Origin of the sequence: Pectinatus haikarae, assembly GCF_015732185.1 — a bacterium.
GTDB lineage: Bacteria > Bacillota > Negativicutes > Selenomonadales > Selenomonadaceae > Pectinatus > Pectinatus haikarae.
On sequence record NZ_WIQM01000015.1, the window covers coordinates 125,237 to 146,835 of the forward strand.

At 40.0% G+C, this 21,599-nt stretch carries 21 protein-coding genes, 1 pseudogene and 2 riboswitches; of the genes and pseudogenes, 11 read left to right on the plus strand and 11 right to left on the minus strand.

What is annotated here, in order from left to right; all coding sequences use genetic code 11:
- Nucleotides 1-72 precede the first annotated feature (72 nt).
- From I6758_RS09990 to I6758_RS10045, 11 genes and pseudogenes are all read right to left on the minus strand, one after another.
- Nucleotides 73-1,398 (minus strand): PepSY-associated TM helix domain-containing protein, encoded by a 1,326-nt coding sequence (locus tag I6758_RS09990; protein WP_196605116.1) that lies wholly within the window; start codon nt 1,396-1,398, stop codon nt 73-75.
- Nucleotides 1,399-1,508: 110 nt separating this feature from the next.
- A riboswitch (cobalamin riboswitch) is annotated at nt 1,509-1,683 on the minus strand.
- A gap of 64 nt (nt 1,684-1,747) precedes the next feature.
- Complete coding sequence (locus tag I6758_RS09995) at nt 1,748-2,038, minus strand: hypothetical protein (RefSeq protein WP_196605117.1); 291 nt, start codon at nt 2,036-2,038, stop codon at nt 1,748-1,750.
- A gap of 406 nt (nt 2,039-2,444) precedes the next feature.
- Nucleotides 2,445-2,966, minus strand: a complete 522-nt coding sequence (locus I6758_RS10000; RefSeq protein ID WP_196605118.1) for a hypothetical protein — start codon at nt 2,964-2,966, stop codon at nt 2,445-2,447.
- Entirely contained in the window at nt 2,959-3,537 is a 579-nt protein-coding gene (locus tag I6758_RS10005) for a radical SAM protein (RefSeq protein WP_196605119.1), read from the minus strand. The genes I6758_RS10000 and I6758_RS10005 overlap by 8 nt, the downstream gene beginning before the upstream one ends.
- A gap of 57 nt (nt 3,538-3,594) precedes the next feature.
- Nucleotides 3,595-4,203, minus strand: coding sequence for a LysE family transporter (locus I6758_RS10010; RefSeq protein ID WP_196605120.1), 609 nt, complete (start codon nt 4,201-4,203; stop codon nt 3,595-3,597).
- 509 nt (nt 4,204-4,712) lie between these two features.
- Nucleotides 4,713-4,887, minus strand: a riboswitch (cobalamin riboswitch).
- 209 nt (nt 4,888-5,096) lie between these two features.
- Complete coding sequence (locus I6758_RS10015) at nt 5,097-6,230, minus strand: glycerophosphodiester phosphodiesterase (protein ID WP_196605121.1); 1,134 nt, start codon at nt 6,228-6,230, stop codon at nt 5,097-5,099.
- A gap of 201 nt (nt 6,231-6,431) precedes the next feature.
- Nucleotides 6,432-7,781, minus strand: a complete 1,350-nt coding sequence (locus I6758_RS10020) for an MFS transporter (RefSeq protein WP_196605122.1) — start codon at nt 7,779-7,781, stop codon at nt 6,432-6,434.
- Between the two features lie 561 nt (nt 7,782-8,342).
- Complete coding sequence (locus tag I6758_RS10025; RefSeq protein ID WP_196605123.1) at nt 8,343-8,909, minus strand: Maf family protein; 567 nt, start codon at nt 8,907-8,909, stop codon at nt 8,343-8,345.
- Nucleotides 8,910-8,918: 9 nt separating this feature from the next.
- The gene (gene pyrF / locus I6758_RS10030) at nt 8,919-9,638 is read right to left on the minus strand and encodes an orotidine-5'-phosphate decarboxylase (protein WP_196605124.1); all 720 of its coding nucleotides are present in this window, start codon (nt 9,636-9,638) and stop codon (nt 8,919-8,921) included.
- Nucleotides 9,639-9,717: 79 nt separating this feature from the next.
- Nucleotides 9,718-10,698, minus strand: coding sequence for a YeiH family protein (locus tag I6758_RS10035; protein ID WP_196605239.1), 981 nt, complete (start codon nt 10,696-10,698; stop codon nt 9,718-9,720).
- 231 nt (nt 10,699-10,929) lie between these two features.
- Nucleotides 10,930-11,771 (minus strand): annotated as a pseudogene (locus I6758_RS10045) (helix-turn-helix transcriptional regulator).
- 146 nt (nt 11,772-11,917) lie between these two features.
- Between I6758_RS10045 and I6758_RS10050 the strand changes: the two are divergent.
- From I6758_RS10050 to I6758_RS10100, 11 genes are all read left to right on the plus strand, one after another.
- A complete protein-coding gene (locus I6758_RS10050) occupies nt 11,918-13,111 on the plus strand; it encodes an MFS transporter (protein WP_196605127.1) in 1,194 nt (397 codons plus the stop codon).
- Nucleotides 13,112-13,339: 228 nt separating this feature from the next.
- Nucleotides 13,340-13,813: a YbaK/EbsC family protein gene (locus I6758_RS10055; protein ID WP_196605128.1), complete on the plus strand. Its 474-nt coding sequence runs from the start codon at nt 13,340-13,342 to the stop codon at nt 13,811-13,813.
- A gap of 84 nt (nt 13,814-13,897) precedes the next feature.
- Nucleotides 13,898-14,656 carry a sulfite exporter TauE/SafE family protein gene (locus I6758_RS10060; protein WP_196605129.1) on the plus strand — a complete coding sequence of 253 codons (759 nt, stop codon included), beginning with the start codon at nt 13,898-13,900 and terminating at the stop codon, nt 14,654-14,656.
- A 66-nt stretch (nt 14,657-14,722) separates the two neighbouring features.
- Nucleotides 14,723-15,331 (plus strand): chromate transporter, encoded by a 609-nt coding sequence (locus tag I6758_RS10065; RefSeq protein WP_196605130.1) that lies wholly within the window; start codon nt 14,723-14,725, stop codon nt 15,329-15,331.
- Nucleotides 15,328-15,843 carry a chromate transporter gene (locus I6758_RS10070; RefSeq protein ID WP_231038624.1) on the plus strand — a complete coding sequence of 172 codons (516 nt, stop codon included), beginning with the start codon at nt 15,328-15,330 and terminating at the stop codon, nt 15,841-15,843. Before I6758_RS10065 ends, I6758_RS10070 begins: the two co-directional genes overlap by 4 nt.
- A gap of 74 nt (nt 15,844-15,917) precedes the next feature.
- The gene (locus I6758_RS10075; protein WP_196605131.1) at nt 15,918-16,709 is read left to right on the plus strand and encodes a MerR family transcriptional regulator; all 792 of its coding nucleotides are present in this window, start codon (nt 15,918-15,920) and stop codon (nt 16,707-16,709) included.
- Between the two features lie 188 nt (nt 16,710-16,897).
- Nucleotides 16,898-18,094 (plus strand): trans-sulfuration enzyme family protein, encoded by a 1,197-nt coding sequence (locus I6758_RS10080; RefSeq protein WP_196605132.1) that lies wholly within the window; start codon nt 16,898-16,900, stop codon nt 18,092-18,094.
- A 21-nt stretch (nt 18,095-18,115) separates the two neighbouring features.
- Nucleotides 18,116-18,844 (plus strand): epoxyqueuosine reductase, encoded by a 729-nt coding sequence (locus tag I6758_RS10085; protein WP_196605133.1) that lies wholly within the window; start codon nt 18,116-18,118, stop codon nt 18,842-18,844.
- Between the two features lie 10 nt (nt 18,845-18,854).
- Nucleotides 18,855-19,634, plus strand: a complete 780-nt coding sequence (locus tag I6758_RS10090; RefSeq protein WP_196605134.1) for a sel1 repeat family protein — start codon at nt 18,855-18,857, stop codon at nt 19,632-19,634.
- Nucleotides 19,631-20,509 carry a DMT family transporter gene (locus I6758_RS10095; protein ID WP_196605135.1) on the plus strand — a complete coding sequence of 293 codons (879 nt, stop codon included), beginning with the start codon at nt 19,631-19,633 and terminating at the stop codon, nt 20,507-20,509. The genes I6758_RS10090 and I6758_RS10095 overlap by 4 nt, the downstream gene beginning before the upstream one ends.
- Before the next feature lie 279 nt (nt 20,510-20,788).
- Complete coding sequence (locus I6758_RS10100; RefSeq protein WP_196605136.1) at nt 20,789-21,586, plus strand: transporter substrate-binding domain-containing protein; 798 nt, start codon at nt 20,789-20,791, stop codon at nt 21,584-21,586.
- The last annotated feature ends 13 nt before the right edge of the window (nt 21,587-21,599 follow it).

The following is a 21,599-nucleotide window of genomic DNA, read 5'->3' on the forward strand; positions in this document are numbered from 1 at the left end:
TTGTCATGCACTTGCCACTATACAATACTCTAAGCCCGCGTAAATAGATATCCTGAAAAGACTGCCCCCATCTCACTGCTGCTTTTTTCTGAACCATTGCCAAAAACACAACACAAAGGCTGCTGTCCACGCCGCACTGCCTTCCATATTTCCAGCAGCGCCGTACAAAGGCAATACCATACCGGCCACACTCAGCCCAAATATCCAAACAGGCATTAACCAAATATTTTGATTTGATAGGACTTCTGCGGAAAAATTGCTTTTCGCAGAAGTATTATTTACTTTTGCTGCACGTTTCCACCATCCTGCAAAGCCTGCTATGATAACAACTATTGTGATTATATCTAAAATTGCCCAGATAATTTTAAGTGCCAATGTATCATGATTATGCACGTGCAGATCCAGTGAAGCTGCAGCAGCTGACAAATAAACCGGCAGCTCTTTTGTATAATACTGCATATTTCCCTGTGCATCGGCGCCGACAAAAACCAATTGGCCCATAAACTCTGTGGGTCTGTCCTTAGCCGGTGTCATATAAAAAACATAACGCGAATGATTCAATTTTTTATCGGGCATATCAACCGATAAAATATAATCTTTGCTGAATTGCTGATTAATGAAACTGATCGCTGCCGGAAGTCCAATATTGTCAGCAGTTACCTGCGCAGACATATTTTTTGCCGCTTCCGCTTTTGCACTGCTGATGTAACTTCCATAACCAAGAGAAAAGATAACTATCATTACACCGCTGAAACATAAAAGTGCCGCCCACGCCGCTGTGGCAATCCCCAAAAACTTGTGCCAACCGAACCACTTTGCAGACGATGTCCTATTGTCTATTTTGCCAAATCTATTTTTTTTCATAAACGGTCCGTAAATAAACATTCCCGATACCACCGATATAAAACTCAGCAGACACATAAATCCTAAAAATATCATCCCCCCCTTACCAAAGCCCATATACATATGCAGCACATGCATTTCATGCATAAATTGGGCAATGAATTGTGATTTTACGTCCTCTCTGTGCCAGTTTTGCAGCGCAGCCGTATCCGGATAAAACGCGATCTGCTCTCCGCCCATGCTCAAGCGTGCATCCACCAGCTTTTTACTATATTTATCCTGCACCCGGTAGAGCATACGCCCTTCCTCCGGCTGTACAGAGACTGCCCGTACGACCTTATCCGGATATTTGTTCAATATTGTATCAGCACCTGTCTCTGCATAATCCCATACAGAAGAATAGTCAAATGCCTTATGGTACATATTTTCCTGCATCATATTGTGATCATGTATTTCCATTTTAAATAAAAGGGGCAGCCCCGTGATGCAAAGCATCAAAAAAAATATTACACAAATCAGGCTGATCCATCGATGAAGCTTATACCAGTATCGCAAATTCGTCATCTCCCTGAAAAACAGCAAAAAAATAAGCCCTTCCTGAAAAGAAACGGCTTTTATCTATGAAGTGACCAAGATAATCTCCTCCCTATCGCTCGCAGGTAATAATGGTGATTTTCAAACAGGCAGTTCTCCTGACTCAGGTTCATTGCCCATTCGCGCCTTCCCGGAAAAAATTTCCAGTGACATCATGCGATAAGCTCCCCTTACAGTGGCGGGACCGTGCCGGCTTTTACCGGCTTCTCTATCAAGTCTTACGACACCTGTTCAACAATATTCAGTTACAATAACAAATATACTTTCCTTTCTTATAATTGTCAATAAATTACTGCAAATATGTACTAACTTAAAATCTATAAAAGTATTGTGTGGGATAATAAGCTCTATCATCAATTTTATATGCAGTCAAAATAATTTCATCAGGATATTCAATGATTAGGCCTTTTTCTTTAGGATGTGTTCTTGAAATAATAAACCTTGGCCTACTGTTAGTTTTATCAAAATGTTTTTCTTCAACCAATATCTCATAACCTAATTTCCGCTTTATATAGATAAAATATGATTTATCACTCTGAGACTCTAACTCTATATGCATTAAAAAGAACTCATTATCCCAAATATGCTCTAGTTTCTTCATATTGCAATTTCTCCTTGTATAATAAGTTTTGTAAGCAGAAATCTGCCAACGTACAAAGCGTATTTCCTTTTTATTACATGTTGTTTAAAAAATTTTGATACTGCAATAGATATAGTAATTTTGGCAAATGTTACCTCTTTTTCCTCCTCTGGCTAAACCCTGTAGTTTTTGCTTAAAAGCTTAACAACTACCTTATACTATAGATAAAAGTTACATGAAATGAAAGATAGTAATATCTTGGACGATAAGTCATATGGCAAAATTTTTCGTAGAGTTGCTACTCACTATGAAAAGCTGGTAACATCTTTTCTTGCCTTTGTTTATTGTGCTTCCATATTCATCTTGTGCAAATAATACTCAGCATTGAATGTTTTCTTTATTTTTATGGATTTAACATATTACCAGATTATTTCTTGGTCATTAAATATGGTTCTTCAATTCCCGTTTGATACCCACACTTATAACATTTACCGTTGGAAAGCAATGAATCTTTTACATATGTGCACAAACCATATCTTTCCACAAGCAGTTCTTTACAATTTGGGCAATAAGTATTTAACCCAATACTTTCAAAAACATTTCCAATGTATGCATATTTTAACCCACGTTTTAATGCACGCTTACGCGCTTCCATAACATCTTCAACTGGAGTTTTAGCATATTGCATATATTTGTAATCAGGATGAAACCTTGTAAAATGAATAGGGATATCCGGAGATAATTCACTGAGAATAAAATCAATCATTTTATCGTAGTTATTAACATTGTTTGTTAGACCAGTAACCACCAAATTACTGAGTTCATAATGTATCCCGGTAGAATGTATATATTTGGTATTTTCCAATACGGGCAATAACCATCCCTTTGTAAATTGTTTATAATAAGCTTCGTCCATAGCTTTAATAGAAATAGCAAAAATATCAATCACATAATTGTATTACGGCATCTCTCGATAGAAAAAACGCCGATTTAAATAGGCTTTTTATTCCGTATTTCTTCGCTTCTCGTGCAGTATCAATTACAAATTCGAACCAAACTGCAGGATCATTATACGTCCAAGATAGTATTTTTACATTATTTTTTAAGGTTATTTCAACAATAGACTGTGTAGTGTACTCGTGAATATATTCTGGTTTAGTATATTGAAATTGAGAATACATCCAATTCTGACAATAATCGCAATCCAAATTGCATCCAAAATTTCCAAGTGATAATATTTGTGCTCCAGGAGCATAATTAAATAATGCCTCTGTTTCAATTTTTTCGACCGTGACATGGGCGGCCTTACCATACGACTGAGCATATAATTTTCCGTTTATATTTTTTCTCACCTTACAAAAACCAACAGAGTTAGACTGGATTACACATTTACGTGGACATAATCCACATTGAACCTTTTGATTTTGCAATTTTTCATACAAATACGCCTCTTTTCTCGTATCATTCCATTTTAAATGTAAATTATATTTTGGAGAATTTGTTGAATAGACATTACTCATGCTTATACCTCCCTGACAATTTCAACTTATTCAAACAATATGTAATGCTATGCTATATTAATTGAATCCAGATATAATAGTAATACCAAAAGCAATTAAAATTGCACCTGCACCAATATCCAAATGTTGTACAAGCTTGATATTCAAGTGTTTTTTGATCCTCCCTCCGGCAATTGAAACTGCGCCTAAGAATATAATAGTAGCAGAAACACACCCCAATATAGTTAACGCAATATTTATTAATCCACTGATCTTTTTTAAACTGAGCAGAGCGCCAAGCGTACTTGCCCATAAAACTATTGTAAGTGGATTAATGGATGTAAGTTTAATGCCATATAAAAAACTATTGCAGACATTTTTTTCTTTCTCCCCTATATCACTGTTTTTCTTTCTTAGCCCAGTTACAATATAAGATATTCCAAATAAAATTAGTCCTATTGCAGCAATTATAGTGAAGATATGATTCACAGATGGTAATTGAATTAAATTAGCAACAACTCCTGCTGATAAAAGAATATAACAAAAATCCACTAACGCAACACCAAATACCATTTTAATTGCTTCAATAGAGCCTCTTGTAATGGAGTGGTGCAGTACAGCAATAAAAACAGGCCCTATTGAAAGCTGCAGTGTAAATCCTAAAATAAGACCATCAAAAAAATCCATGTTTAACTCTTTCCACATAATAAGTAAAGATATGCAATATTTAAAGTTTTATGTATCTCTTCTATTTTCATTATTTATTAAGTAATTGGAAATAAAATTTAGTATTTTAAACTATATCTGCCCAAATAACTCTCATTTTATGTCTTTTTCTCATAAACAATTATTTCTTACAAAATATATGATGCTAGAAAACAATTACATAATAAAAATGATATTTTAAGAATATGCCTAGGATAACAATTTGTCAGTCGGAAACATGACAATTTTAGATAGAAAATTATACTAGGCAGATGTTCCTATTTACTTTTTCCAATTTAGTAACTATTCTTTCTATGATATATTTTGACTTCTTTGTTTGTTATATTCTTATTAAAATTCCAGGATCTACATTATTGGGTAATAAATTTTTCCCTTGAAAAACAGCAAAAAAATAAGCCCTTCCTAAAAAGAAACGGCTTTTATCTATGAAGTGACCAAGATAATCTCCTCCCTATCGCTCGCAGGTAATAATGGTGATTTTCAAACAGGCAGTTCTCCTGACTCAGGTTCATTGCCCATTCGCGCCTTCCCGGAAAAAATTTCCAGTGACATCATGCGATAAGCTCCCCTTACAGTGGCGGGACCGTGCCGGCTTTTACCGGCTTCTCTATCAAGTCTTACGACACCTGTTCAACAATATTCAGTTACAATAAAAATATACTTTCCTTTCCTATAATTGTCAATGACCAGCAGTAAATATACCACGATAAATTGTATTAATTTTAATCTCAAGGGAAAAGATTCAATGGACATTAAATTATTTCCAATCTGCTTAGCTGTACCAATAAATATGGGAAACAAGCTTATATTTACTTGTCTCCCATATTATTGTAAACTATTTTTCATTTGATGAATCAGTAAGCCGCATCATTGCCGCCTTTTCTTTCACCGGATATTGTTTCATTATGGGCTGTCCCCGTATGGTATGGACTTTGTACATTAACTACCGGATCATGCAATTTTATTTTGCGGTCTTCCAATACTTTTTTCAAAACCCATGGTTTGTCGGATATTATTCCATCTACACCCATATCCAGCAACATTTTTATATCGCTTTCTTTGTTCACTGTCCACGGTACTACCTTCATGCCCAGTGAATGCGCTTCCTCCACATCCTGCTTAGACAGTTCTGTAAAATACGGCGATATTATATCCATTCCGATGGCATGCGCTGCGCGCACAGGGTCACCGTTATAGTCCTTTATGTCAAGCCCTCCAAGCCAGGGCGACTTCGCTTTCTCATAACGGCGCAGTGATTCGGAATCCCGTCCCCAAGAGGGCTGCTCCTGCCATAATGCTGATGTAGTAATATTGGGGTTTAATTTTTTCATTTCGATTAATGTCTGCCAATCGAAGGATTGGAGCACCACACGATTTTCCATACCATACTTCTTTATGATATCATTGAATACTTGAACAAATTTTTTCGGATCGGCATTATTTTTATAGCCTATACTAGCCGGGTCAGGATAAGATTTAGTTTCTATATTAAGTATGATTTTTTTATCCCCATAGGATTGTATAAGCTGCAGCAGCTCTTCAAGCGTGGGGATCTTGGCGTCATGCGTTATTTGTGTACGCCCGTGCAGATCATAGTATTCGCCATTCTTAGGGTCCATCACACCTACATCGAATTTGCGCAGTTGGTCAATTGTCATTGTACGTATGTCATATTTCCCTCCGGACACATATTTACCTGTTTCATCACGGGTTATATCAGGATTCAGTATCGGATTATGACTCATAACTATTTGTCCATCTTTTGTGAGCTGCATATCGCATTCGATAGATGTCGCTCCCATTTCCATTGCATAAGCATAGGAATACAGCGTATTTTCCGGTCTGGCATCACGTCCGCCCCGATGCGCTTCAAAATCGAATACATCATAGGATACCTTTGCCTGTGCAGCCGGCGTATATATTACTCCTGCACCGCAATAAAGGCTGATTGCCACAAGCCCAGTCATTATAAGTTTTTTTCTCTTCATTCCTGTACGCTCTCCTTTAAACTTCAAGTATAGTATGCTTAATCTATTCATATGCTTAATCAACTATAGCACACTGTCCACCCTTTTGTATTAATCTTAAGTAAATTCTGCATTTTATACACATATTCCCGTTAAGTTTATCCAATCGTAATCCTCCGTCCCACGCTAAAGCTGCAATATCCAGAGGAAAAAGACAACTTGTTAATCTTCCCTGGGTTTGGTATTCCAAACAAAAAGTGCCAGTAAGGTGGAAACAACGGCTGCACCAACCCAGAATTCTGTTGCCAAGCCAAAATCATATACTTTAACACCGTTTACGACAGAAATGGTCATCAATTTGCCCGTGACGAATTCCTGAATAGCGGCACCGGCGTAGCTCAGCAGACCAATCATCCCCATAGCAGCACCAGTAACGCGCTTCGGTACGATATCGACGGCCATAAGGCCACCCATATAGCAAACCAATGCTCCCATAGTAAAGCCGTAGAAGGTCATGCAGAAAAGATCCATGGTGAAGGACTGGGGAGCCCATACAAAACCAGCAATTGATAAAGAGTATAATATGCCATAAATAAGCGCCGGTGCATTCCGTTTATGATTAAAAAATTTATCGGAAATAACACCACACAGCAGTGCCCCGAAGATACCAGCCACCTGCATATATGCCATGACGCCGGCAGCTCCCATCATATCATAGCCTTTTTGAGAAGTAAGATATACAACGCCCCAGCTTTCAACGGCATATCGGGCAATATATACACAAAGAGAAGAAAATCCGAGGATCCAGACCGCCGGATTTTTGACAACGGTATTCCATTGCATAGCACCAACGGATTTTTGTTTTTCTGCCTCTGCCTGCGCTTGCGTTTTTTCTCCATAATAAACAGCCCCATTGGGGAGGCCCTGTGTTTCCGGGCGATCACTCATGCCAAAATAAATGAAGGCTGTACCGATTAAAGAGATACTTCCTGCAGCAATAAATCCCATGGACCAATTATAAGCAGATACAACAGCCGCAATAGCAAAGTATGCAAAGGAAGAACCTAAATTGTGGCTCGTGAACCATACACCGTACAAAGTGCCCCGCTCTTTGTTGCTGAACCACTGATTCAATGCAACGATAGATGGACCCGCGCCATAGGATTGAAACCATCCGTTTAACCCCCATAGGACTGCCAACGGAACAAACGAATTTACAAGCCCCATACCGACCATTGTCAAAGATGAAATGAAAAGACCGAATGAAAAAAACCGTTTATTGTTCATGCGGTCGGCAAGGAAACTGTTGGTAAATTTGCCCAAGCCGTAAGTAATAAAAAAAATAGAGCCAATAATGCCTACTTGCTCAGGGGTTACAATACCGGAAGACAAAAGCGGTTTTTTGATGACCGAATAGCTCTGGCGAATGATGTAGTAAAATGCGTATCCGATCGTGATAGAGGCAAATACACGCCAACGCATGCTGTTGAATTTTTTCTTGACAGCTCCGTTTTCCTTGATTTGTTCGATATCCGGACCGGTTTTAAAAAATTGATATAATAGATTGAACATAAAAAAACTCCTTTCTTTTTGATGGATGAAACTCAACCTGTTCTTTTAGTTGAATCCGCTTCCACTACTGACAATGCCAGTATAGTACATTATTTTTAACATATATAGCAGAAAAAATCTGATTTTCTTGTAAGAATTTTTCTGACATAAAGAAGCTGCCACACAGGCAATAACAGCCGTCATAAAATGAAAAATCCCCCAGTCCATAACGGCTGACTGAGGAAACTCCTGATGTTTAATAAAATCAAGTTCATATGTTTTTTGTGCGGATCAAGCGTGTTTCCCTTACACTCATACGTTTTTTATATACAATTAAAAAACATACGAAGGCTGTTATTATGCTCATACACCATTTCAACAACAGGTACTGCATTTCCTTGCTGCTTGTTCTGATCCTTTTCTTCATCTTTTTTTAATTATTCTCGCTCTGATGCATATGATTCTTACATCGACTTTTCTAAAGGTGAACCCTTGCCCCATGAAGAAGAAGCTTCGCCCAATGTCACCATTGAAGACTGGCGGTTTTTTTCTAACTATATAGGCAAACGGCTGAGTTATGTGTTAGTTTTCCTCTATCAGATTGCAGCCCGCTTTTTTGCAAAGCGCATATAATTTATGCAGAGGCAGTCCCACTACATTTGAGTATGAACCATCTATTTTTTTTATAAAAACTGCACTTTTCCCCTGTATAGCATATGATCCCGCTTTATCCAAAGATTCTCCGCTGGCCGCATATCTTTCTATTTCTTTTTCTGTCAGGACTGCCATTTCAACTTCAGTGACAGAAAAATCCTGCCAGTATTTATCATTATAAACCAGCGCAATCCCAGTATAAACTTGATGTGATCTGCCTGACAACTTTCGGAGCATAGAAATGGCATCAGCTTCATCGGCAGGCTTACCATATACTTCTTCGCCGATTGCCACGACGGTATCTGCTCCTATTACCCACATGTCCTTATGCGTTGCCGCTATCTGTCCGGCTTTCAATAAAGCATTCTCACATACCAGTTTCTTAGGAGAGCCTGTCTTTACCTCTTCTGTCTCAGATGGTTCGAAAATGAATTCACAGCCTATCTGTGTCAATAATTCTCTGCGCCTTGGTGATGCCGATGCCAATATTATCATAATTACCTCTCAACAGTCTGCTGGATTTATTTCTGCAAGTATTTGTTCCGCCGCCTTACGCGGATCATCAGCCTTATAAATAGGTCTGCCGACGACAATCTGGCTGGCCCCATTTTTCAATGCCTGCTCAGGTGTTGCAATACGGCTTTGATCATCCGCAGTACTGCCTGTCGGCCGCACCCCAGGAGTCACGATCATAAAGTTTTTTCCGCATGCCCTTCGTATCCTTGCGGCTTCATGAGGAGATGCCACAACACCGTCAAGCCCTGCATCCTTAGATAAAAGCGCCAGCCGCACCGCCTGTTCATCTATAGGCATGTGCATACCGAGCCCATCCCAATCATCTCCGTCCATACTTGTGAGTACTGTTATAGCAATCAATTTGGGAGGGTTTATTCCCATTTTATCCGCTTCTTCCCTCACCCGCTGTGCCGCTCTGCTCATCATGGTAAAACCGCCTGAAGCATGAACATTGAAAATATCGACACCAAGCCTCATGAGCGAAACGAGACCTTCAGCCACCGTATTGGGTATATCATGCAGCTTCAGATCAAGAAATATTTTCTTGTTTTTCCCTTTCAAATATTTTATTATCTCCGGACCGACGGCATAAAAAAGCTCCATGCCAACCTTATAGAAGACGATACTGTCACCAAGCTTTTCCACCAGTTTCTCAGCTTCTGCCAGCGTCCGTACATCAAGTGCTGCGATAATTCTTTCATCCGCCATTGTTATACCTCCACCTATAAACTTATATTCTGCCATTCATTATAGCATAGACTGATAATCTTTTATATTTCCCTTCTGCTCATACAAGCCCCACCATGTGCTGAACAACAAGCGAAACCACCGCGACGGCAAACCAACAGCACAACCCCAGAAAGATAGGCCGAAAACCATTTTTTACCAATAATCGAAGATTTGTGTTCAAACCGATCGCACTCATCGCCAATATTATGCAAAATTTTCCTGTTCCTGCCAGAGTATGTGAAAACTGCGGAGAAAGAATGCCTGTTGTATTGACAACAGCCGCTGTGACAAACCATAAGATGAACCACGGAAAAATTTTTATTATACTGAAATTTCTGTTTTTATTTCCTTTATGCATAGTTAGTGCCGCGAAAAATATACAAGCAGGAACAATCATCAATGCACGTGTCAATTTTACAATAGTGGCATACCCTCCTGCCGCAGTACTGTAGGAATAACCTGCCGCAACCACAGAAGAAGTATCATTGATAGCTGTTCCTGCCCACATACCGAATCCTGTATCAGACATTCCCATTGTATGTCCCAGAAACGGGAAAAGAAAAACGGCAATAACATTAAAAAGAAAAATCGTCGATATAGAAAAAGCTATATCCTTATCCTTTGCCCCTATGACAGGAGCCAGGGCAGCTATTGCTGAACCGCCGCATATGGCTGTACCCGCACCGATAAGTATAGTCGTATCATAGTCAAGACCCAGATATTTACCTATCAGCCACGCCGTCAAAAATGCCGTCAGCAGTGTAAAAATCATTACATAAAGAGAATGTGATCCGACTTTCAGCACATTGAACAGGTTCATTTCAAATCCTAAAAGAATTATGGAATATTGCAGTATTTTTTTCCCTGTAAATTTTATGCCTGCTTCAAAAGATTTCGGCCGTCTGAAACCTGAGGCAAGTATTCCCAAAAGTATGCCAAAAACCGGCCCACCTATAATAGGAAACATATTCCCAAGAAAATAAGCGGGAACCGCAAAAACGAGTGCATATAAAGTTCCTTTGATATATTTCCGCACTATTATCCTCTCCTTCCAACTGAGGATAAGTATACCTGCCGTTCATCCATAAGTAAAATACAAATATATTATATTTATCATAGGTAAATTAATATGGATAAAAACAACAGTGTTCCCTGAAGATAAATATGGCACAAATTTATTCATAGCTGCCAAATAAAAGCACAGTGTCGACTGGAGACTCTTCTTAAACGGCAGACTATGAATCATATCAGGCGCATTATAAGGTCTTGTTTAGATATTTTTCTGCTGCACGTTAAGCAGTTTTTCAATTTTTTCTTTTGTTTTTGTACCTGTTGCAGGTGTATTAATATATATTTTAAAATTATTTTCCGGTGTCAAAAAAACAGTATGTTCAAAATACAATTTTCCTATAGTCGGATGCCGAATAATTTTTTTCAATTCCTGTTCTGCGGCCACATTATGCAGCGGCCACCATTGTTGGAAGTATTTGCTCTTTGCCTGCAAAGAACCACCAAATTCCTTTAACCACTGGTCATTGATAAATTCGGCGCAGGAGACACGAAAAACAGCAAGCATTTTTTTGCCTTTGTGGGCCAATCAGGAAATAAGCTTTGATATTTTTCGTTGGTAAACATCAGTTGGATAATATTCCTGTTAACGACATCAAGCTTATCGAAATCTACGAATACAGCGTTAGCAGCCTTGTTCCAGGCAATCACATTCCAATATTTATCCATCATAGTTGATGGCGAACAGACAAGACTGTCCAATACATTCTGAAATATAGAATGTGCTGTCTTCATGCCCGATATATTATGTCTCAAGGATGATTGCGACAATTCGAAGATATAGGCTATTTCATGAGAATTCAGCATCAATGCTCTGGCAATACTGTGCATTACTTCATCTGAAACCTTTATGGAACGTCCCTGCTCAAGCCATGTATACCAAGTGACACTGACCCCTGCCAGCAAGGCAACTTCTTCACGCCGCAGACCCGGAGTGCGGCGCCTCGTGCTGTCCGGCAGACCGACCTGCGGCGGACGTATTTTTTCCCTGCGCGTCTTTAAGAAATTTCCTAATTCTCTGCGCTGTATTATGTTATCATCCATAATAATTCCCCCTGTTATATACTAATAGAAATTATACTATGATAATTGGTCTTCTTGTAATAGGATAAAAACATTGTATAGTTATTTTTATAAAAAAACAATATATAGTGATAAATTAAAAACTACAGGAAAGCCGGGAATCTTTTATGGAAAAAATATTTATACACAGCAAACAAAATTTACCGGAAGGTCAGATTCGGCTCACAAAAAGACTTATTTGGGTTATGGCGGCAGCCAGCGGTATTGTGACGGCCAATCTTTATTATATGCAGCCGTTGCTTTATCAGCTGGCCGCTGAGTATCATATCACGCAGTCAAGTGCCGCATTAACTGCAACATTGACACAGCTGGGTCTGGCGTTAGGCTTTTTTTTCATTTTACCGCTGGCCGATATACTGGAAAGGCGCCGGCTTGTTCTGTTTGTCCTGTTTTCTTCAGGCTGTGCGCTTATGACCATATATTTTTCACCAGATTTGTATGTAACAGCTGCCGCATCACTTTTGGTCGGATTCACTTCAGTTATAGGACAAATCCTGCTTCCTTTCGGCGCTCAATTAGCTGCGCCAAAAGAGCGAGGCAGAGTTATTGGCAGTATTATGAGCGGAATCCTCACGGGGATATTATTATCTCGTGTGGCAAGCGGTTTTATCGCCCAAATATATAATTGGCGAACCATCTATTTCATAGCGGCATTGATGATGCTCTGTCTTATGATAATTTTGCATCTGGAATTGCCTCGGTTTGATGCTTTATCAAAAATAACTTACAGTGAATCGCTGCGGTCTATTATTCCAATAGTCAAAAATTTTCGGGGACTGCGCAAGGCAAGTCTTATAGGTGCGATGGCATTTTGCGCATTCAGTGCATTTTGGACATCGCTCACATTTTTATTACAGGAAAATTACCATCTGGGATCAAATTTTGCCGGTCTGTTTGGTTTAATAGGTATTGCGGGAGCTTTACTGGCTCCGATGGCAGGGAGTATTTCAGACAGAAAAGGACCAAATTTTAGTATTGGCATCAGTATATCAATTATTATTTTTTCATATATTGTATTTATTATCTGGGGCTATCATTTATGGGGATTGATCACAGGCATCATTTTGCTGGATATCGGTGTACAGTGCTGTAATATCAGCAGCCAGACTAAAATTCAGCAATTGAGCGAAAAGGCGCGAAGCCGCATCACAGCAATATACATGATTACTTTTTTTATTGGCGGAGCATTGGGAACGTATACAGGTGCATGGGCATTTCAACATTTCGGCTGGATCGGAACATGCATTGTCGGACTGACATCGCAGTCTGTCGCTGTGTGTGCACACTTGTTTAAAGATTAGGTTTATTGCCGTTCGGCAGGCTGATATTCCGCACAAAAAAATAAACTGTCACTGCATTCTTTCAGGAGTGCAATTATCAATTTCTATTTTACTTAGATAATATAAATCTTCGGCAGCCATATAAACATGAAAGATCATCTTTTTTATGCCCCAATATTTAATAAACTTTACGCTTAAACATTTTTGCACTATAATTGTTAACATATTGTATGAAATGAGGCAGTAAAAATGTCTATTGATAACGTAAAGGCTTATTTTTCTCAACTGGGCAGAGCAGATTCTGTCATGGAATTTCCTGTTTCAAGTGCAACCGTCGCAGAGGCAGCCAGAGCGGTGAATTGTGACGAAGCACGTATAGCAAAAACTTTATCTTTAAAATTAAATGATAAAGCCATATTGATCGTTGTTGCCGGAGACAAAAAAATTGACAATCATAAATATAAACAGTTTTTTGGTAAAAAGGCTGCTATGCTTAAAGCCGATGAAGTCGAAAATTTGACAGGGCATCCTATAGGCGGAGTATGCCCTTTTGCCGTGAAAGAAGGAATAAAAACATATCTGGATGAATCACTTAAACGATTTTCCACTGTGTTCCCCGCATGCGGCAGTTCCAACAGTGCAATTGAACTGACAACAGCTGAGTTGGAAAAATACTCGCATGCTGTCGGCTGGATCGATATAAGCAAAACTTCTGACCACTAAAAATCAACGATTTGTTTTTAATGAAGCGTTCCGTATCATGATGCTTCATTTTTTTGCTGATAATATTAATTGCGAGGCGATTACATGATATTTGCTGCCATGCTCATACTGGGTACGATGATAGGTTTTGTCGGTGCCGGCGGCGCCGGTGTGGCAATCACACTTCTGACTGTCGGCTTCGGTGTGAAAATCCATACAGCTCTTGGCATAGCTCTCGGTACCATGATGTTTACTACTTTATCCGGAGCGATAAGCCATTTGCGCGAAGGCAACGTAGATTTAAAAATTGGTTGTGCCATGGGCATAGGCGGCGCCATCGGTGCTTTTATAGGTGCCGGCGTTTCCAATTATATTTCTTCCGCTGATTTAAAAGCAGCCACAGCTGCGATGATGCTTATTTCTGCACTTCTTTTGTATGTAAGACTTTTTCACTCTCAGTTTACAACGAGTACTTTGCATATAAATCATTCATTTTCCTCTCCTTCCCGCTTTTGGATCATCGCTCTTATTACAGGTATAATAAATGGTTTTTTATCAGGAGCCTTTGGTATCGGCGCTGCCGCTTTCATTCAGCTCAGCATGCTGCTTATATTTGGTCTGCCCTTATATAAAGCGGTGGGCACAACCATGATGATCATTATCCCTATATCTGCCTTCGGCGGCCTCGGTTACCTCATTTCGGGGCATCTGGAACTTTCTCTTTTCGTTCAGACATTACTTGGGTTGATGGCGGGTGCTTTCATCGGGGCAAAATTCACCCGTATGGTTTCCCTGCCTGTATTAAGGTTTTTCATGGTGGCTATGCCTGTACTAGGCGGTGTTATACTGATGTTTTCCCGTTGATGCCGGAATCAGCCGGTGACACTCGTCCTGGTCTGTCCGAATTTTACTTTCGCAAAGGATATTTATATGGAAAAAGTATGTGATATTTCTCCTTTTTCAATGAAAAAACTTTTTTTTACATGGTGCAGCATTGGCATTACTTCTTTCGGCGGCGGTGCCATCACTCAATTTCTGATCCAGGATAAATTCATATACAAACATCACTGGCTTACAGAAGCAGAGTACACCACTATTATCGGTATCGGACAGATCACTCCCGGTATCAATATTCTGGCTTATACTATTTTAATCGGCAGAAAGCTTGCCGGCTGGCGCGGCAGTATTTTATCCGTACTGGGTCTTATCATCCCCAGTGCCGCCATAACGCTTGCTTTATCTGCAGTGTATTTGAACATAAGTCAGTATCCCGCCGTCCAGAACGGTCTGAAAGCTGCATTTGCCGCGATTTTTGGAGTATCGATAGTCACTAACTGGCGCAATATAAAACCTATTCTGCAGCACGGCTGCCATGAAGGCGCTCTGCCGCTGCTTTCCTTTTTACTCATAATGACTGCTACGGCCATATTATATTGTGTTTTTCACGTTTCTGTCATCCTGCTCTATATAATGGGAAGCATTTCGGGAATATTTGTCTATACCTTTATTATAAAAAAGAAACCGAGGTCGCCTAAATGATAATCTATTGGTGCCTGTTTTTTCTGACTATCCTGAAAGCTGTATTATTTTCTACCGGCGGCTTCGGCCCTTTACCGTCACTTCATGCCGATTTTCTTGCCAATGGCTGGGCTACTGAGCAGCAGTTTGCCGAAGCTATCGCCATAGGGCAGATTGCTCCCGGCCCCAATGGCTTGTGGGTTGTCAGTCTTGCCAATCTGGCGGGCGGCATGACAGGTGCTGTTCTTGGTGCCATAGCTTTAATACTGCCTCCTTTTTTTATTCTTCTCGTCAGAAAATTTTATGCCCGGATAAGATTTTACCCTTCCACACAGGGAATACTTGACGGAATGGTACTTGTGGTTTCAACTTTCAGTATCGTTGTCCTTGCAACTATATATTTCAACAGCAGTCCTGATATCATTCTGCTCTTTATCACGGCTGCAAGTGCTTTTCTTGCCTATACGAAACGGATATCGGTCAATCTTATTCTGATAATTTCTGCTGCGGCGGGTGCTCTTTTTTTCCACTGATCAAAACTTTACGGCAGATCATAAAATTTGCCGTATGCGTCTTTTCAATTTCCAGGAAAGGATGTGGTAATAATATGCAGGAACTTTATTCCATAGGCGACACTGCAAAAATTATGGGTATTTCCGTACAAACCTTGCGCAATTACACCAATATGAACCTCGTTATCCCGCAGCATATAGACCTTGAGACAGGCTACCGTTACTATTCTTTTAAACAATTTCACTATATTGACCGTATCAAATATCTACGCTCGCTTGGCATGTCATTGGCAGAAATAGCGGAAATTCTCCGGGCCGGAAAACCGGAAAAACTGCTTATTCATCTTGAGGCACAGAAAAAAAAGCTTGTATGGGAACTCAAAGAAATGGTAGAACGCTACGAAGATATTGAATGGTACATAGATTATTTCCGTTATCTTGGACGATACCGTATAGAAAATGTTCCTTATATTCTGCAGTTCGAGGCACGTCACCTGATGTATGTGGACCATCTCCGTCAAGATACTATTGAAAGTGTCGAAACAAGATTGGCAAAATTGAAAAATAAGGCCAATATACCATATCGGCGCCAGTATGGTTACGTAATTGATTTTCCCGATTTTCTAAACGGCAAATTCACTCCCCAGAAATATTTCACATATCTAAAAGAGAAACCTGAGGATGATATCAATGGCAAGTATCTGAATCTTCCGGCCGGACTCTATCTTTGTCTGTGGGTCACTGATCGTTCTGCCATAAAAGCTGAACTGGTAAAAAAGTTTTTTGCTGAACATCCTTCTCCTTCTTTTGCTGTTGCTAATGAATATGAAGACAGTCTGATTGAATATCATCATTGTCCGTATGAAATTCAGGCATTAATAACGTAAACTGTTTTTTGACGGCCCCAGGTTTGTATTTTTACAATAAAATACCGCCTGAGGCCATTTTTACGAAACAGGCAAAAACAGCTTGACTTTATAACTGCTATAGACTTTAGACTTAATTCATACCTCAGTACAGATTCCGCTTCCTGCATTGACGGTTAAATCCGCATTCATATTAAGGAGGATGTAACATGGAAGATTCCACAAATTTTTCCGAAGCTACAGAAATTTTATATCAGGGTGAAGATTACTCACAGCATCTAAAGCCTGAGGCATCGCCTATTTATATGACCACAGCTTTCAATATGGGCGATCTTGATGACGTACAGCAAACTTATGATAAAAAAGGCTATACATATATCCGTACGAGAAATCCCAACAGGCGTTCGCTGGGAGAATTGATTTCCTTCCTGGAAAAAGGCAAAAACACCCTTATTTGCTCATCAGGAATGGCCGCTATAACGACAACGTATTTTGCCCTTTTGGCCCCGGGCGACCATTTCCTTGCCAATGAAAATATTTACGGAGAAACCTTCGATGCCATCAACATCTTTCTGAAAAAGATGCATGTTGATGTTGACTTTGTAGACTTTTCTGATCTTGACGCGGTAAAAAAAGCAATTCGCAGCAATACTCGCATTGTTTATACAGAGGTTGCTTCTAATCCCACAGACAGACTCGCTGATATCAGCGCTCTGGCAGATATAGCCCACACAAAAAATGCGCTGATGATGGTGGACAATACTTTTACCACGCCTATAGGGATAAAACCGCTGGCACTTGGTGCCGACATAGTCATAAGCAGTCTTACAAAATTTATGAACGGACACAGCGATGCTCTGCTCGGATCAATTACCGTAAAAGATGAAAAAATTTTTGATATCATACATTCTGTGCGCATGCTGACCGGAACTTCCGGCAGTCCGTTTGCCGCATGGCTTGTTTATCGAGGCATTCACACACTTGATCTGCGTGTCCGCAAGCAAATGAAAAATGCTGCGCTTTTGGCGGCAGCACTGGCCAAACATCCGAAGATCCTGCATGTGAATCATCCTTCCTTGGACAACTTTCCGCAAAAAGAATTGGCGAAAAAGCTTTTTAAAGACAAGTACACTATGACCGGCATGCTCAGCTTCGAAATGCCAGATGATCCCTCAAAAATAAACTGTTTTATGAACCGGCTTCATCTGGCTCATTACGCGCCTACCCTCGGCGGTATACGGACTACACTTTCTCATCCGCTTCACTCTTCACATCATCATGTTCCAAAGGACGAATTGAAAAAGATGGGCATATCTTACGGTCTTATGCGTATATCTGTCGGCATTGAAGAAGCTGACGATCTCATAGCGGATTTCACTCAGGCACTGAGTGTCTTCTCAGACTGATCCTATACAGGAGAAAATTTTATGAAACTATCGCATACAATCGAAAAAATCGTCCGTACTGAAGTAACAAATAATTTTCTCGAATATCGTGAACCGATAATAGGCTATGCGGCAGCTGATGATCCTCTCTATGCCACATTGGACGACAAAATCGGCGCCAGACAGTTTCATCCAAAAGAAATGCTGCCGGACGCCAAAACAGTTATTGTCTATTTTATCCCGTTTCCATTATCTTTGATACATGCCATCAGACAAAAGCAGCATATTGTTCCCATGTGGTCGCAATACTACGACACCACGAACGAATTACTCGAAAAAATTGGCAAAAACATCCTGATAAAAATGTCTGCTCTTAATATCAAAGGAGCAATGGACCCGCCGACAGAAAATTTTGATTCTATTTCGCTCACAGGGCACTGGGCCCACAAAGCATCCGCCGTTATTGCCGGAATCGGTACATTTGGTCTTAATCATCTGCTTATCACACGTCTCGGCACCGCGGGAAGACTGGGCAGCGTGATCATAAACGCAGCCATACCGCCATCCACGCGTCCGTCCTCATCATACTGTCTTTATTACAAATCCGGGAAATGCCGGGTTTGTGCAGAAAAATGCCCCAGTGGTGCTCTTACAGAAGAATTTTTCGACAGGTTTCGCTGTAATGCCTATCTGGATGGAAAAAATATACGTGATGATCAGCAGGGCTGCCCCGTGTGCAGCTCCGGGCCATGTGCTGACAAAGGTTTTTAAGGAGTACCGCATGAGTTTTTATACAGATAATGAGCATGAAAAAGGACGTTTGGCTACACTTCATTGGCTAGTACATCCGCCTGAAACAGCTGCTGAATTCTTTCTCTATGGTGAATACGCTTTTCGCTTGTACGAATTTCGCAAGGCCTTTGCTGCCTATAAACACGCAGCAAATGAAGAAATCGGTGCTTTATTCAAGCTTGGCTGGTGCTTTATGCACGGCTACGGTACTGCCACAGATAAACGGAAAGCCGCAAGCTGCTTCGGCAGACTGCTTAAATCTGCCAGCGAAAAAGAGGCCCGTCACCGTTATTACATAGGCATGTGTTATCTTTACGGTTCAGATTCCCTTAAAGACGAAGAACATATCTGGTACTTATTTGCAAACTGTTCAGAAAAAATCGAAGCTGCACTTTATGAGCAGGGTTTATTTTTTATTGATGACAGAAAATCCTTTGCCAAAGATCTGCCAAACGCTGTTTTTTATCTGCGCAAAGCCTATGATATGGGTGAAGAAAGAGCCGTCTTCGCCATGGAAGATTTATTTCACCTATATAAAAAAGATTATCCTGATCATACAGAATTAGTACAGGCCTACTCATGGCGTCTTGGCAGAATATTGCGAGCTGCCGAAAAATCGCCCTGCCGTGAATATTATCTGCGTCTTTCTGACTGCTACAGACAGGGTTTCCCTGATGATTCTCCCGGCAACAGAAAAAAGTTTCTGCGTTTGGCAGATGAATATAAAAGGTTTGCCGAAATATTACCTATCGAGGATGATGCCACTTGACTAATATCGGGAAAATTCTGCCTCTGATTTCCGCCACTTTTTTTTGGGGAATACAGCCGATCGCCTTAAAAATGCTATTGCTGCAATATTCGACATCTACCATAATTCTTTTTCGCTCTGCTGCTATGCTGCTTTTTTATTTTGCATTAATAAAAGTCAAAAATATGAATCTATGGCCTGCGCTGTCAAAAAAAGAATGGTCTATTTTAATATTAATGGGACTTACCGGAACCACCATTTGCAGCATTTCTCAATATGAGGGCCTGCGCTACGCTCCTGTTTTCCACTGTGTCTTATTCAGTGCTGCAGTCCCTGCCATTACAGCATTTCTGGCCAGAATATTTCTCAAGGATCAGCTTTCTTTATTGCAGTGGGGCGGCATCCTGCTTTCCTTCTTTGGTGTCATATTTATGCTGACCAAAGGCAATATAGGCAATATTTGGTACGAATCTCTTAACATCGGTGATCTGCTTTTCTTTATCAATGAAGTGTCCTGGTCTGTTTATATCATAGCCAGCCGTTATGTTCTGAAAAACCTGCCGCCATTACAAGTCACCGCTCTGGCAAGCTTTACCGGGATAGGCACTTTTATTCCCTACATCTTAAGCATAGGAAATTTAAGCTGGACAGTACCGAATATGACATCTGTGCTTTCATATATATTTGTTGTTATTTTCGGCGGTGTTTTAGCCATGCTGGCATGGAATAAGGGCATTGAACTCATCGGTGTCAAGGGTGCTGTATTCAACAATGTCACACCTTTCACCGGACTTATCTTCGGCAACCTAATTTTAGGTGAGGTCATCAGCAGTTCCGATATTATCGGACTCGCAGCAGTCATCTGCGGCATCTATATTCTTATCTGGCAAAAATAATTTTATTTTCTTGTTGACTCTGTATCAAATATAGAGATTATGATGTGTCCATAGCAGATTGACAGACTTTTTGCAGTAAATATCTGCCACCTGTTTAACGGCTGTATTTTTATTATTGACTTTAGTTTAATAACAGACAAAACAAAGATGTTTTGGGTAGTTTTCTTTTTTGAAAATTTTCCGAAACATCTTTTTGTTTATTTTAAGGAGGGTTTTCTTCACATTATTTTTCTGCAATATATATCGTCAACCTTTTAAAAGAAAGTGAGTGCATACTAAATGAAAAAATTTATTATTGCAGGGATCATTCTATCCCTTTTCGGATTACTTATGACCGGCTGCGGTTCTTCTGCCGGCCAGGCGGACAGCAAGAAAAACATCAAAGTAGTCACATACGCAAAATGGAATCCTTTTGAATATGTGGACAATGGTAAAGTAGTTGGTTTTGATATTGATCTTATTAATGCGCTGGCCGCAGATGCCGGATATGACTGTACAGTTCAGGATGTGGGCTGGGATCCGATGTTTGTTCAGATCAAGGACAAATCAGCTGATGCAGCAATTGCAGGTATTACCATTACTGATGACCGCAGACAGACATATGATTTCTCCAATCCTTACTTTATTTCCAGACAGTCCATAGTGGTTAAGGATGGCAGCAATATCCAAAGCGCCCGTGATCTGACAGATAAAGTGGTAGCCGTACAAAGTGGCAGCACCGGGCAGGAGGCCGTGGAAAAACTGATGGGCAAAAATGATGAACATATCAAGAAAATAAAAGGCGGGCTGACTTATATAGAATTACTTCACGGCACCGCTAAAGCGGTTGTCGGCGATGACACTGCAAACAAGATTTTTATTCAGGAAAATCCTGATGAACAACTTAAAATCATTGAAGACAAAGAAAATTTTTCTCCCGAATATTTTGGCATAATGTTCCCTAAGGGGAGTGATCTGGCTGTGAAGATGAATGAATCACTCCAGCATATCATTAATAATGATAAATATGCTGAAATCTATCAAAAATGGTTTAAAACCGCACCAAATCTGGATGAACTTAAGGCACAGCAAAAATAATCTTGAAGGAGGA

Coding starts and splice junctions, on each gene's coding strand:
- I6758_RS10080 (WP_196605132.1), top strand. CDS start 16,898: ATGGAAGATTCCACAAATTTTTCCGAAGCTACAGAAATTTTATATCAG.
- I6758_RS10065 (WP_196605130.1), top strand. CDS start 14,723: ATGGAAAAAGTATGTGATATTTCTCCTTTTTCAATGAAAAAACTTTTT.
- I6758_RS10015 (WP_196605121.1), bottom strand. CDS start 6,230: ATGAAGAGAAAAAAACTTATAATGACTGGGCTTGTGGCAATCAGCCTT.
- I6758_RS10075 (WP_196605131.1), top strand. CDS start 15,918: ATGCAGGAACTTTATTCCATAGGCGACACTGCAAAAATTATGGGTATT.
- pyrF (WP_196605124.1), bottom strand. CDS start 9,638: ATGGCGGATGAAAGAATTATCGCAGCACTTGATGTACGGACGCTGGCA.
- I6758_RS10085 (WP_196605133.1), top strand. CDS start 18,116: ATGAAACTATCGCATACAATCGAAAAAATCGTCCGTACTGAAGTAACA.
- I6758_RS10010 (WP_196605120.1), bottom strand. CDS start 4,203: ATGGATTTTTTTGATGGTCTTATTTTAGGATTTACACTGCAGCTTTCA.
- I6758_RS10100 (WP_196605136.1), top strand. CDS start 20,789: ATGAAAAAATTTATTATTGCAGGGATCATTCTATCCCTTTTCGGATTA.
- I6758_RS09995 (WP_196605117.1), bottom strand. CDS start 2,038: ATGAAGAAACTAGAGCATATTTGGGATAATGAGTTCTTTTTAATGCAT.
- I6758_RS10005 (WP_196605119.1), bottom strand. CDS start 3,537: ATGAGTAATGTCTATTCAACAAATTCTCCAAAATATAATTTACATTTA.
- I6758_RS10060 (WP_196605129.1), top strand. CDS start 13,898: ATGATATTTGCTGCCATGCTCATACTGGGTACGATGATAGGTTTTGTC.
- I6758_RS10020 (WP_196605122.1), bottom strand. CDS start 7,781: ATGTTCAATCTATTATATCAATTTTTTAAAACCGGTCCGGATATCGAA.
- I6758_RS10055 (WP_196605128.1), top strand. CDS start 13,340: ATGTCTATTGATAACGTAAAGGCTTATTTTTCTCAACTGGGCAGAGCA.
- I6758_RS10050 (WP_196605127.1), top strand. CDS start 11,918: ATGGAAAAAATATTTATACACAGCAAACAAAATTTACCGGAAGGTCAG.
- I6758_RS10070 (WP_231038624.1), top strand. CDS start 15,328: ATGATAATCTATTGGTGCCTGTTTTTTCTGACTATCCTGAAAGCTGTA.
- I6758_RS10090 (WP_196605134.1), top strand. CDS start 18,855: ATGAGTTTTTATACAGATAATGAGCATGAAAAAGGACGTTTGGCTACA.
- I6758_RS10025 (WP_196605123.1), bottom strand. CDS start 8,909: ATGATAATATTGGCATCGGCATCACCAAGGCGCAGAGAATTATTGACA.